The sequence below is a fragment of the Magnetovibrio blakemorei genome (assembly GCF_001746755.1).
Classification (GTDB): Bacteria; Pseudomonadota; Alphaproteobacteria; order Rhodospirillales; family Magnetovibrionaceae; genus Magnetovibrio; species Magnetovibrio blakemorei.
On the sequence record NZ_MCGG01000020.1, the window covers coordinates 44,107 to 56,725 of the forward strand.

14 protein-coding genes are annotated in these 12,619 nt (G+C 50.4%); 4 read left to right on the forward strand and 10 right to left on the reverse strand.

Annotation, left to right across the window (positions count from 1 at the left end; translation table 11 throughout):
- Nucleotides 1-287 precede the first annotated feature (287 nt).
- The 10 genes from BEN30_RS06780 to BEN30_RS06825 all read right to left on the reverse strand — a co-directional run bounded on the left by BEN30_RS06780 (nt 288) and on the right by BEN30_RS06825 (nt 8,935).
- A complete protein-coding gene (locus BEN30_RS06780; RefSeq protein ID WP_069957584.1) occupies nt 288-983 on the reverse strand; it encodes a sensor histidine kinase in 696 nt (231 codons plus the stop codon).
- Nucleotides 980-1,648 (reverse strand): response regulator, encoded by a 669-nt coding sequence (locus tag BEN30_RS06785; RefSeq protein WP_069957585.1) that lies wholly within the window; start codon nt 1,646-1,648, stop codon nt 980-982. Before BEN30_RS06785 ends, BEN30_RS06780 begins: the two co-directional genes overlap by 4 nt.
- Nucleotides 1,649-1,720: 72 nt before the next feature.
- A complete protein-coding gene (locus tag BEN30_RS06790; RefSeq protein WP_069957586.1) occupies nt 1,721-2,200 on the reverse strand; it encodes a hypothetical protein in 480 nt (159 codons plus the stop codon).
- A gap of 150 nt (nt 2,201-2,350) precedes the next feature.
- Entirely contained in the window at nt 2,351-2,932 is a 582-nt protein-coding gene (locus BEN30_RS06795) for a cytochrome b/b6 domain-containing protein (protein WP_069957587.1), read from the reverse strand.
- Between the two features lie 86 nt (nt 2,933-3,018).
- Nucleotides 3,019-3,558: a PepSY domain-containing protein gene (locus BEN30_RS06800; protein WP_069957588.1), complete on the reverse strand. Its 540-nt coding sequence runs from the start codon at nt 3,556-3,558 to the stop codon at nt 3,019-3,021.
- A gap of 87 nt (nt 3,559-3,645) precedes the next feature.
- The gene (locus BEN30_RS06805) at nt 3,646-4,260 is read right to left on the reverse strand and encodes a tyrosine-type recombinase/integrase (RefSeq protein WP_069957589.1); all 615 of its coding nucleotides are present in this window, start codon (nt 4,258-4,260) and stop codon (nt 3,646-3,648) included.
- 49 nt (nt 4,261-4,309) lie between these two features.
- A complete protein-coding gene (locus BEN30_RS06810; RefSeq protein ID WP_139134897.1) occupies nt 4,310-6,373 on the reverse strand; it encodes a UPF0149 family protein in 2,064 nt (687 codons plus the stop codon).
- Nucleotides 6,374-6,489: 116 nt separating this feature from the next.
- On the reverse strand, nt 6,490-6,855 hold the full coding sequence (locus BEN30_RS06815; RefSeq protein ID WP_069957591.1) for a response regulator: 366 nt from the start codon (nt 6,853-6,855) through the stop codon (nt 6,490-6,492).
- A gap of 26 nt (nt 6,856-6,881) precedes the next feature.
- Nucleotides 6,882-7,985 carry a bacteriohemerythrin gene (locus BEN30_RS06820; protein WP_245649006.1) on the reverse strand — a complete coding sequence of 368 codons (1,104 nt, stop codon included), beginning with the start codon at nt 7,983-7,985 and terminating at the stop codon, nt 6,882-6,884.
- A 20-nt stretch (nt 7,986-8,005) separates the two neighbouring features.
- Nucleotides 8,006-8,935, reverse strand: a complete 930-nt coding sequence (locus tag BEN30_RS06825; RefSeq protein WP_170826985.1) for a PAS domain S-box protein — start codon at nt 8,933-8,935, stop codon at nt 8,006-8,008.
- Between the two features lie 601 nt (nt 8,936-9,536).
- Between BEN30_RS06825 and BEN30_RS06830 the strand changes: the two genes are divergently transcribed.
- The 4 genes from BEN30_RS06830 to BEN30_RS18290 all read left to right on the forward strand — a co-directional run bounded on the left by BEN30_RS06830 (nt 9,537) and on the right by BEN30_RS18290 (nt 12,534).
- Entirely contained in the window at nt 9,537-10,304 is a 768-nt protein-coding gene (locus tag BEN30_RS06830) for a competence protein CoiA (RefSeq protein ID WP_069957594.1), read from the forward strand.
- A 201-nt stretch (nt 10,305-10,505) separates the two neighbouring features.
- A complete protein-coding gene (locus BEN30_RS06835; RefSeq protein WP_069957595.1) occupies nt 10,506-10,844 on the forward strand; it encodes a helix-turn-helix transcriptional regulator in 339 nt (112 codons plus the stop codon).
- Nucleotides 10,834-12,126 (forward strand): type II toxin-antitoxin system HipA family toxin, encoded by a 1,293-nt coding sequence (locus BEN30_RS06840; RefSeq protein ID WP_069957596.1) that lies wholly within the window; start codon nt 10,834-10,836, stop codon nt 12,124-12,126. The genes BEN30_RS06835 and BEN30_RS06840 overlap by 11 nt, the downstream gene beginning before the upstream one ends.
- Before the next feature lie 51 nt (nt 12,127-12,177).
- Nucleotides 12,178-12,534: a hypothetical protein gene (locus BEN30_RS18290; RefSeq protein ID WP_139134898.1), complete on the forward strand. Its 357-nt coding sequence runs from the start codon at nt 12,178-12,180 to the stop codon at nt 12,532-12,534.
- Nucleotides 12,535-12,619: the final 85 nt, after the last annotated feature.

The window sequence follows — 12,619 nt, forward strand, 5'->3', positions numbered from 1 at the left end:
GTGAAATGGGGTCTTTTCAAAAATGGGCCAGGGGCTGCAGAAGGCGCTTTTAAGTCATGTACAAGGCACGTGCACCTTTTTCCTCACGCCTAAAAACACCCCTGCAAATACGCCAAAATCCCCGATAAACGGGGGGCTGGTATGGTCCACCCGACGAAATTCGAACTCATGACCTCTGCCTTCGGCGACGAGCTGATGACCAACTTGAACAAACGCATTTGTGAGCATAAAAAAATGAGCTGTCGGTTCAGGGGTAACGTCAGGGAGACTGACGCCAGGGTGTAAAATTAGGTATCACCCGCGTGCGGGAAGGTCGTGGTTACGGTAAGTCCGTTGTTTACGGAGTTGTTTCTTAGGGTTATCTCGGCGTCATGGATTTCGGCAATTCGGGAAACGATGGAAAGGCCAAGGCCGGAGCCTTGTTCTTTTGAGCCTTCTATTCTGTAGAATCTGTCGAAAACTCGGGACAGAAATTCTGGGGGAATGCCAGGGCCCGTATCTGTGATTTCGACCATTACGACATCACCCTGACGCTTGACTGAGGCTGTCACTTTATCCCCGTCCCGACTATGGCGGACGGCATTTGAGATGAGGTTGCCCATCATGATTTTTAACAATTCAGCGTTTCCCCAAATGGTCGCTTCAGTATTGGTTTCGTCTGAAATGCCGAGATCGATTTTTCTCTCCATTGCGCCGGGGGTTTCTTCGATAATTGTTTTGATGAGCAAGGTGTTCACATTCAAGGAAGTTCGGGTCAACGATATGTTTTCATAATCGAGCCGCGCCATGATCAGCAATTGGTGAACTATTCGAATAGCCTGTTCCGTTCCCTCAACGAGGTGCTTGAGCGCTTTATGCCTTTCCCGTTCATGGCCGGCCTGCAGCGCAACTTCGGCGTGGGTTTTGATGGCGGCAAGCGGAGTGCGCAATTCATGGGCCGCATCGCCGGTAACCAGGAGCCGCCGGTGGAGAGACAGTCTCATATGTCATCCCCCCTGAGGATGACATATCCGACTCCACGCACGGTCTGGATCAGTTCCGGGTAGAGTTTTTTGCGCAGGTAATGGATATAAACCTCGATCGTATTGCTCTCGATTTCCTCACCCCAACCATAAATTTTATCTTCCAGTTGGGTTTTAGAAAGCACCTTTCCGGCATTTAACATTAACTCTTGAAGGGTCATGAATTCCCGGTCCGAAAGACTGACCTGGATATCGCCGTTAAAAACCTTGCGGGAGGATGGTGTGAGGGTGATCGGCCCATGTTGAAGGACTGTTTCGGTAATTCCTTTTGAACGGCGAACCAGGGCGCGAAGCCGCGCTTGGAGTTCGGCGAGTTCAAATGGTTTGACCATGTAATCGTCACTGCCTGCATCGAGGCCGTCAACCCTGTCATCTAGGGAGTCGCGTGCTGTCAGAATAAGAACTGGCGTTCCATTTCCTGTGGCTCTTAACTGGCGCAAGGCCGTCATGCCGTCAATTTTTGGGAGCCCAAGATCAAGGATGATGGCGTCGTATGGGACGGTTGTGACGGCGTGATGGATGTCCTCGCCGTTGTATACCCAGTCGATGGCAAAACCGGCCTGTGCGAGACCGGCCTCTATACCCTTACCGAGAAGGATATTGTCTTCGGCGAGCAAGATACGCATACCGTTTTCTGACTCCTAAAAAATACCTCCCGGGGGAGTTTGTAACTTGAGCCCCGAGAGGATACCAAAGTTCTACTTTTCAAGAGATTTCCATCCCGGGTGTTCGAAATGCTTCCCGTAAGCATTCAGTGCCTGCACGATCTTGACCGCACCGCTGCGAGGATGGGCTCCGGTCTGCATGTCGTCAATTCCTTCAATGACCTGCTCAAGAACGACGTGCAGTTGTTCGTCCACTTCTGGAGAAAGTTTGCAGTTCTCAACCATATGGTCGATTTCCTTTTCAAGGGAACCAGCCAGGATGATGTAGTCAGCACCTTGGAGCTTGTTTTGGTGAATTTTCTCGAGTTGGGCAGCCATGGCGGTGCGGATACCGTCCATTCCCGTCAGCATGAAATCATCGCCCTGCCATTTTTTTCCGTCGTTTAATCTCAGTGAGACGGAGGCCGTGCCTTGACCATCGTGAGAATGGCTGTTTTCGGCGAAGGCCGCAGGCGTTACCCCTAAGAGAGCTGTTGCCAGAATACCGGGAAGGATAAGATTTTTCATAAACATTTAGGTGTTTTCCTTGTATTGCCAATTGGACGCAGGTTCTGCGTTTCGGCAACTAAGGTGGGCTCCCTACCTTAAGTGCACCTTAAAGACCATTTTGTCTCGCCCACCCAATCGCTCCTGGTGGTTTGGGCGAGTCTGCAGCGCAAAATTTTATGTTCTTCGCCAAATGCTCATCATCGCTGAAAGGCTACCATGCCCAGAAAGCTGGTGCGCAAAACCGGCTGCGGCATGGACCCCGAGGTAGCCCCACATGAGCGGGCCGAGGATTTCGTGAATTTCCTTGATGTCGTGCAGCCATCCCGTCATGCGCTGACCCTCAACAGCATAAACGAGGATCAGTGTGCCGCTGACCGCGAGCGCCGTGCCGACGATCAAGCCCAGCCCTTCGAAGGCTCCGGCCAATGCCGAAGATTCGTCGCTTTCGGGCAATCGGCCATGCCCCAGCGCCTTGCGGTAACGCCCTATGTCTGTTTTCAGGTCGTTTATGCGGGTTATGGAGAACCAGGGAAACAGTCGTCCGATGCCGACTTGACCGCTTCGCGTCATTGACCACAGCCAGTGCAAAACCAGCACGCCGAGAAGAGCGGCGCCCAAGAGTTCATGAACGTCATAGAGGATATCACCGGCGCGTCCCGGCTTGGGATGGGTCATGCCGAGGCTGACGGCCATCTGAACGGTGATGCCGAGCGCCAATAGGATGTGCAACAAGCGGGTAAAGCGGTCGTAGTGCATGATGTCCTCGCGAACTTAGGTTTCTAAAAATGAGGGTGCGGGCCGGGAGATGGGAAGTTAGGGGAGCCTCCCGGCCCGCCAACGGCTTAATGACCGTTGAAAGTATCGGTGGAAATTGGCTGTCCAGACACCGGATCGATACGCAGCTTGTCGTGCTGACCTGGCGCGGTGGCGACTTTAGCTTCGTAAACGCCGTCTTCGATCTCCAATTCCAGAAGGCGATGCTGTCCGTCCGTTTCGATCAGTTGCGCCACTTCCATGGCTGAGAGCGCCCCGTCCGCCAACGTATGGTCATCGTTCCAAGAGCGCGCCATTTTGTCGAACCATGCGCGCACGCCGTTGCGCGACTTTTCAGGGTCGGAAATTGTGCCAGACACCGGGTCAACGCGGATTTTCTTTTGTTCGCCCGTAGGCATGAAGATTTTGGCCTTATATATGCCATCCTTGAATTCAATATCGCGGATATCTCCATATCCGGCGGCGGTAAGGCGTTCAATTGCTGCGCTGGTCGTTATGTTTTGAACAGGGGAACGCACTTCAGGGTCCTGCGCGAAGGCGGCAATGCCCATGGTCATGACGACGGCGGCGATACCTGTGAAAAGGGTATTTTTGGCGATGGTTGACATATGCTTTTCTCCAACTTCAAAGGATGCTGTGAAAGAGAATGCCATGCCCAATTGGAACCGACGCTGAACCGGTTGTTCAGGTGGTATTCATCTGAGGGTATCGTAACGGGAGGGCCGGGGTACGTTCAGACAAAGATGCGAGCTGTGTGAATGGCTGGAACGCAGCGCAGCCTGAATGAACGAATGGGTTCCTGTTTTTCTGTAGATCAGGGTTGCTTTGGTTCGCCTTATTGAATGAGTTCCGTATTGAGATGGGTCGAGGTCGATCATTTTTGTCCATTTGGCGACCAGCCTGCCGTATTGTCTGGTGGTCAGGTTGCGGTGCTTGCCTCGGCGACCTGTGAACAGGTAGTCACCGGGAGCCTTGTCTTGTATTTTGAGATAATCATCAACGGCTTGGCGGGTTTGTTCTGAGATTTCGAACTTGACCGGGTTGCCAGTCTTTTGTTGTCGGACGGTGGCGCGATTGGCGGTGTGCCCGTTCGGTGCGATGTCCTCTACTTTGATTTTGACCACATCGCAGCCTCTGAGCTTGCTGTCGATGGCCAGATTAAACAGGGCGAGGTCGCGGATTTGTTTGCCCAATTGTAAAGTCGTTCGGATTGCCCAGACATGTTTGATCTTTAATGGCGGTTTCTGACCCGTAATTTTGCCTTTGTTCCAAGGGACGCGATTTGTGGAAGGGTTTTTAAAGAACAACATAACATGGCTCCTTTCAATCGTTGAAATAGAGCCGTCCATTATATGCTGTTTATTTTGCAAAGCGCTTCGCTATCCAAGTTTGGAGTTCCTTTGCTGGTATCGTTTCTGTTTCACCTGTGCCGACTTTGTTAATTCTTACAATGAATTCTTTATCGGCTTTGGTGACGGAGCGTGCCTTCCAGGCGGTGGGGGTGGTCGCAAGCAGAGAGGAGAACCCGCGCGCCCATGCGGCGGTGCTTGATGGGGAACTTGTCCCGAGGCTGGTTGTTGTTTCTCCTGCGTCCAGGCTGCCGCCGATGTGATTATAAAGTGCGAAGATGGCGTTGATTAAATCCATAATAATCGCTTCATCAACCGGGGGAGGCAGTTGCTCTATCACGCCGCCAAGCCAGTCGTCTGGTTCGATAGGTTTAGGAGCAATGATGACCGCGTGCATATAACCATCCAGCCATGCGGGATCGCTCTCCGGCATACCAATCTCACTCAACATCTCGGCAAGCATGTCAGGGGTGAGCGTATCAAGTTCCATCATCTCCGACTCCTCATAAAGCTCACCGCTTGAATGATTGAATGCCTGAACAGAGTTGAAGGCGATATGTTGGGCGAGCGCGGTTTTCTCGACGGGGCGAGCGTTTAGCAGGGCGTGGGCGTTGATTGTCAGACTCTCCCAGTCCTCATCGACCTCTTTCAGCAAGAAGGCGACTTGAAGCATTTGTTTTGCCCAATATTCGCGGCGCTCATCAAGGTGAAGGGCGGCCAGTTTCATTTGTTGGTCAAAGTTTTTGGCGGTTTCAAAAGCTTTTCTCAACTTGGCGGTATCATCGAACCAGTTGTCAAAGAAATCATAATCATCAATCAGGTAAACACTTTGATTGATACGCCGCCCATACAATTGCGTTGTCATCTGACCGATCATACCCTCCGGGTCCAGAACGTGTAGCCAGTCGGTAGCCGTCATCAGGTTGGGGCGCAAGTCCTCCATACCGAACAGGGACGCGATGTCGATAAAACCGTGGGCGGGTGGCACATCATTGGTTTTACCATCGGCTAGGGCGGCGGCGAGTATGGTTCGCGCACTTTCTTTGGAAACCTCCTCGGCGGCTATGTCATCCAGTTGATTGGCGATTGCGGTGGCCTCGGGTGAGTTTTCCCGGCAAGGGATTATATAGGCATCCTTGATGCCATGGCCTGCCTTGGTTAGCACCATGGCAATTGATTTGGTGGCGAAAAAAGCCAGAGACTGTGCGCCCACCCCATCGGGCGGCGTGACAAGTATTTGTAATGTTTTGACTGATTTCTTTGCTGGAGATGCGGGAAGGTTATGGCGGCGCACTTCCCGGATAGCCTGATCGAGCAGGCTCCGTGCCATATCGGCGGGCATCCAGCTTCGCAGCATAGGCAGGCGGCGCGCCAGCACGCCATCCATAGCGGCTGTTTTTGCTTTTTCCAGCAGGGCATGAGCTACGGCTTCTCGTAACGACTGGTCAGGGGAGAGGAGCCAGTAGCCTGCCATTGTCCAAGATGCGCTGTGCTCAGCAGATGTAAGGTCATAGGCCAGTGCATGACGGGTATCCTTTGGCACTCCGGCCATCAATTCGCGTAAGCCTTCAAACAGGGCATAATTGTCGCCGTCAACTTCCTTCGACAGTGTTTTTAACAAGTCGCCGATATCACCAGGTGTTGGGGGCACACCCTGTGTCGGCGTGCTGTTTTCCATTACCTTGTTCATTTCCCGTATACGAATGTCGAGCAGGGCGTCGGGTACCTCGACGTTTGCGCGCGCGTAGCAGGTGGCAATTATGCCAGCCGCTTTGGCGGAAAGATTTTCCAGTGAAGCAAAATACTCGCTTAAGTCCTTCAGGAATACCGGGCCATGCTGACCATCGTTTTCCACATCCATACGCGCTTCGTCAATCAACCCTTGCAGGGCAATTGCCTCAACGGGGTCATCATCGAGAGGTGAGGCCGTAAAGGCATTAAGCAAAGCCGCTGAAATTTTCGTATCTTGTAGCAATTTTGCCCGGTTCTCATAGACAAAATTGCTTAAAGGTCGTGTGTCGCCAGATTTTTTCACGTCTTCGATGATGGATAATAAATAACTATCTGAGCTCACAAGCGGTTTCCTTCGGTATAGGTTGATGTTTTATTCCGGTCTACCCAGGACTCAGGACCAGTTTCAAACCAATTAGGGATCAGCGTGAATGACCCATAACGGAAGTTTGACGAAGTTTAAGACAGGTGCTTTGCCACCGTCTCAAGGAACGCAGGGATCAAAATCGGCTTAGAAATGTAATCATCACAACCAGCTTCTCGGATTTTGCTTTCATCACCTTTCATGGCAAAGGCAGTCGCAGCGATGACAGGGATTTGTTTAAGTGCTTTATCGGCCTTTAAATCTTTTGTAATTTCAAGACCAGAACGTCCCGGAAGCTGAATGTCCATGATTATCAGATCCGGCATTTGGTTTTTGGCTATCTCCAATACATCGCTACCATCTATCGATTGAATGGTATCATAGCCATTGGTCTGAAGAAGGTCGTTGAACAGCTTCATGTTCAATGCGTTATCTTCAACGATGAGGATCGTTTTTGTCATGAGAATTTACCACCCGAATATTTGCATTACTGTATTGTCTGTGAGGTTATATTTCTTGCCAATTTGAGTGTTTCCAAAGCCTGAGTGATGTCCTCGCCCTTTCCTTTGGTGTAAAGCGTAATTTTAGTATCCTCATGCTTGACATGACCTATCAACCAATCGCGCATGAACTTACGTAGATTATGTAATGTTTCTTGATTTTGCTCTTTGCGCCAGCTTTCCGACAACTCATGAATTTGTGCAGCAAGGTCTCTGTGAAAGTCACGATGAATCTCAAGGCCAGGATAATCACAAACTCTCATAATCTCTTCTTCTCGTCTGAAATGGAAATGGGCGTAGTCAATTAAATTCCCAATTACATCACCCACCTCGTGCTCATCAATTGAAGAATAAGATAACTTGTTCGTAAACAAGATCAGTGTTTGATGATCTCGGTCAATGGCATCCACGCCGACACGCAAGCTGTCCGCCCAAATCAACACATCTTCATTTGTGGCCAGCGGCAACTCAAACCAAAACGTGCTGCCAGTACCCACTTCACTATCAAAACCTATCCGTCCCGACATCTGCTCCACCAGCATCTTACTTACTGATAAGCCGATACCTGTGCCTTCTTTCGCCGTCATCGGGTCTGCGTGCAATCGGTTGAACGTCTGAAAGACGCCAGGATAGTCATCTTTGTCGATGCCGTGCCCCGTATCAGATACTGATATATGAAGAAATTTGTCATCTGTCTCGTGGCCATCGATAGTTACGGTGCCACCATCTTTATTGTATTTTACTGCGTTGGAAATAAGATTGATCAAGACTTGCTTAAATCGATTAGAATCGGTGCGCAAAAACGATAAGGGTTTTCCGTCAAGTTTACTGGCAATCGTTACTCCATTGGTTTTTCCAAGCGGGCGAATCAAATTCAAACAAACGGTCACAACTGCATTTGCATTAAGCTCCTCCAAAGAGAGTGAAGTTTGATCAGCCTCGATTCTGGCCAGATCAAGGATTTGATTGATGAGTTTGAGGAGGTGCCCACCCCCCTCAAGAATGTTTTCAACATACTCATTCTGTGTGGGTAAAAGAGGGTGCTGTGGATCGTATTGCAGCATCTGGGCAAAACCTAAGACGGCATTCATGGGCGTTCGCAACTCGTGGCTCATGGAAGCAAGAAATGCTGACTTTGCATTGTTGCATGCTTCGGCTTCTTGCTTGGCGACTGCCAGCGCAGCTTCGACCAGTTTCTGCTCAGAAATATCACGAAATTCAATGACTCGAACATCTTGACCCTTGTAGGCAAGATTCTTTCCTCTGATAGCAAGAGGATATTGCGAGCCATCCTTACGGACCCCCTTAACTTCATAGCTTGGTTGTAGCCCCGTTTGACGTTGGCGAGCACAATACCAAGGGTGTCTGAGGTAATGAGGTTAAAACCATCCATGCCGACGAGTTCCTGACCGCTGAAGCCGGTGATGTCTGATAAACCTTGATTGCACTCAAGGATAACCCCACGATCATGGATTACGATCCCACCATACGAGGCATCACTGAGTGCCCTAAAACGTTCTTCGCTGTCTTTAAGCGCTTTCACGTTGCGTCGTAACACCACGCCAGTCATAAAACCGAGGGACAGAATGATGACAATTAAAATTACAAACTGAACGTCAAATAGCCGTAAATTGTCATTCATGTCTCTCAGTAGCAATGTCGAGGTGTCGTTGGCAGAAGTTTGGAAATCTTCGAAGGCCTGATCAAAACGCTGTTCGTTAGGCGTTCCAATGCCGGATTGGGTTTGGTTTTCCCATCTTTGCTTGGCGATTTCCCGAAAGGCGATGATGCCCTTAAGTGTCTTTTCGGCCTGTCGCCGTACAATAATATTCCTAACAGTTAAAATCTGACCCTCGGGGCCAGCACCGCCATGAAGAAGGGCCTGTGCATACCATTCACCTTGATCAATATGCTTCCAGACAATACCAATATTAAGGGATTGATCACCGCTGATGATTTCTTCTAACCACAGGTGCGCGGCGGTGATTTCAAGTTTTGCTTCTTCAATGGCATTGATCTGAGGGGCATAACGATGGGCCATATCGTGTCCCGTGAAGAACGAGAACACCACGGCAAACGCAACAAATAGTGTGGCAAACGTGATCCAAAATATCTTATGCCGCCAGAAAAAACACCTCATTGCGTGCCCCCCGTTGTACTCCCGCCGCGTTCTAGATTATTTTTTTATCATACTCTCCATTAATGCGTGCGCACATAGGCCATAATACTAGAGGGTTTTCGTGATTTAGTGAAGTTTTGTTCTTCTATTTTGCCATGGATGGCTCCCACCTACTGGAATTACGAATGTCTCTTCTGGCTAAAAGCTGCCGTAAAAGGGACGTGCGCGAAAACCCTATGTGTAGTGGCTGTCTGCATTAACCGGACACCTGATCAAAGATGATTTTGGTGTAACGATTGACAGGTCAGGCGTTGCCGCAAAAAACGCTAACCCATTTTGACTTCACCGATGAGCCGTTGTTAAATGGGATCAGCCATACGGCATAAGAATCGAGAATACTCTGTTAAAGAGAGCCAAAAGCAGAAACAAGCGGTAACAAGCCGCACACCGTAGGCAACACCCAAAAACAGCAGGCTGCTGGCGACCCCGCGTGGTCTTTGGCGGCGAATATTGGAGTTGCAATATGAAGCTTGCGATTATTGATGGACAACGCCGAGAAGCCCAACCGGGCCTATCCGGTGAATGCCCGGTGTGTAAGGCAACAACCATCGCCAAATGTGGCGAAAAGAATATCTGGCACTGGGCGCACAAGGGCAAACGGAATTGTGATCGCTGGTGGGAAAACGAAACCGAATGGCACCGCGACTGGAAAAACCACTTTCCAGTCGAATGGCAGGAAGTTGTGCGCCGGGCAAATGACGGTGAAAAACATATTGTTGATGTGAAGACAGATCAGGACTGGGTGATCGAGTTTCAGCACTCATATATCAATCCAGACGAGCGGCGGTCGCGGGAAAGCTTTTACGGAAATATGGTGTGGGTCGTTGACGGCCTTCGTCGAAAGAACGATCTCAAGCAATTCGCCGAGTCTGTGAGATATGGATCTTCGATATTCAAAAAACCATTGATAGTAACTGTTCATCTATTTGAATGCAGGCTCGTGAAAGAATGGGCCTCCAGTCATGTCCCCGTCTTTTTTGATTTTGGTGAAGAAAATCAGCCGCACGGACTTTGGTTGCTTATTCCGATGGGCTTGGACGATAAAGCGTACATCACACTGGTCGGAAAAGAGAATTTTATTAACTGGCACCGCAAAGGCGATTTCAACCCTCAACCATTTATCGACCAGATGAAACTATACGAGCAAGAAAGAGTGCGTGCGGTGAAGATGCGCTACGCACCTCAGCTGATGCCTCACCGGATGATGCGGCGTTCCCGTAGGCGCTTTTGACGGTAATAAGGCGCATCAGAAACGGTTCTTTCTATAGCTCATAATTGATGCAGATCATGAGCTATAGAAAACGGCACTATCGCTCATGACCCATCAAAGCGTCGAAGCCACCCTATACAAACTCAACAAACAGTGATAATGATCTATAAATAGGTCATTAAAATATTATAGGGTCTGTTTATAGATCATATGTGAGCGCAGATGGGAAAGCCAACGACACGCAGTTATTCTCGCTATGGACGGGAGGCCGCCGAATTGCTCGGCCACATGATCCGCAATGCCCGCATTGAGCGGGAATGGACGGTTGCGGAGGTGGCGGAGCGCGCGGGCGTATCGCGCGGGCTCGTCCAACGCATCGAAAACGGCGATATGGGCTGTTCGATCGGTGCGGTGTTCGAGGTGGCAGCGCTTGTCGGTGTGCATCTGTTCGATGCCGAGCCGACCACGTTGACACGCCATCTCGCCATGGCGCGCGATAAGATGACCTTGCTTCCCAAAGCGGTGCGGCCGAGCCTGAAGGCGGTGAAGGATGAATTCTAAATCGCGTCCCGAAGAAGCTTATGTGTGGATTTGGCTGCCCAGCGCGACCGAGCCAGTGGTGGCGGGCCGCATTGCGCGCGATGGCGAGCGCCTGATCTTCAACTACGGCCAAAGTTACTTGGCCCGCGAAGACGCGATCGCGATCTATGAGCCGGAACTGCCGTTGGGGCGCGGTGCAATTATGCCGGAATCCGGTTTGAATATAGCAAGCTGTTTACGTGACGGCGCGCCTGATGCCTGGGGTCGACGGGTGATCCTCAACCGCACGCTCGGCCTCAGGGGTAGGGACGCGGATATCGGTGCGCTCGATGAACTGACTTATATGCTCGAATCCGGGTCCGACCGCATTGGCGCGCTGGATTTCCAACTTTCAGCGACGGATTACGTGGCGCGCGCGGCAAAGGCAGCGACGCTTGAAGAGCTGTTGAGTGCGGCAGAAAAAGTAGAAGCCGGTATTCCTTTGACTCCTGAGTTGGATCAAGCGCTGTTCCATGGCAGTTCATTAGGGGGCGCGCGCCCGAAGGCGATGATTGAAGATGGTGATCGCAAACTGATCGCGAAGTTTTCTTCGTCAAATGACACCCATAACGTGGTGAAGGGTGAATTTATCGCCATGCGCTTGGCGTCGAAAGTTGGACTGCATGTTGCTCCGGTTCACTTGACGCGAGCGGCGGGCAAGGACGTGCTGTTGGTCGAGCGTTTCGATCGGGCGCGTGTGGCAGAGGGATGGCAACGCAAAGCGATGGTTTCCGCCCTGACGCTGTTTGGTCTCGATGAAATGATGGCTCGCTATGCAAGCTATGAAGACTTGACGGAGATCATTCGCCACCGCTTCACCAAGCCGAAAGAGACCTTGCGCGAACTGTTCGGACGGTTGGTTTTCAACATTCTCTGCGGCAATACCGACGATCATGCGCGCAATCATGCGGCCTTTTGGGACGGCAAGCACCTGACCCTGACACCCGCTTACGACATCTGCCCGCAAAACAGGACCGGCAATGAAGCCAGTCAGGCGATGTTGATCACTGGCGAGAATCGGATGAGTAGGCTTTCGACCTGTATTGAAGCCGCCCCGCACTTCCTCATTAATCCTGAAAGCGCCGCGCAGATCATCGCCGGTCAGATTGAAGCTTTGCATGCGGCATGGCCAGTGGTTTGCGCTGAAGCAAACTTGAACCCGGTCGAGCGTAAACTGCTCGTGGACCACGTCTTTCTTAACCCTTTCATATTTGAAGGGGCACCAAAGAACTTGAGTACTTTGGCGAGTCACTTCTTGGCGTGAAGAGCGGATATCTGACGGAAGCTAAAAACCAGAAACTGCATGGGGTGAGAAATGGAACCGCGTATCACGACATCAGAACTGGCATATTATGTCCAACGTCAATTCGGCATAGATCCGTACGATTTTGCATTTGAGTTTTTTCAGAGATGGCTGCGTGCTGAGCCAGAGATTTTTTTGCATGAAAATCGAATTCAGGAAGAGGATGTTAAAATCAGGGATACCTCAGCACGATCAAAAGTGAATTCTGATGGCATTGCCGAAAGGGCGTCTCGGCGGAATTCTCGACCCGACTTATTTTTAACAATAGACACACCAAATGGAGACCCCATCGTTCACATGCCAGGAACTTTCACATCGACAGATATTTGGTGCGGCTTCAAAAACTTGCTGAAGCAAGTTTTTTTCTAAAATCGAATAACCATTTGAAAAATATAATAACTTGAATATTTTTTTATGTTCTCAGCCACAAAAACTATCTTAAGAGAGTTTTCAA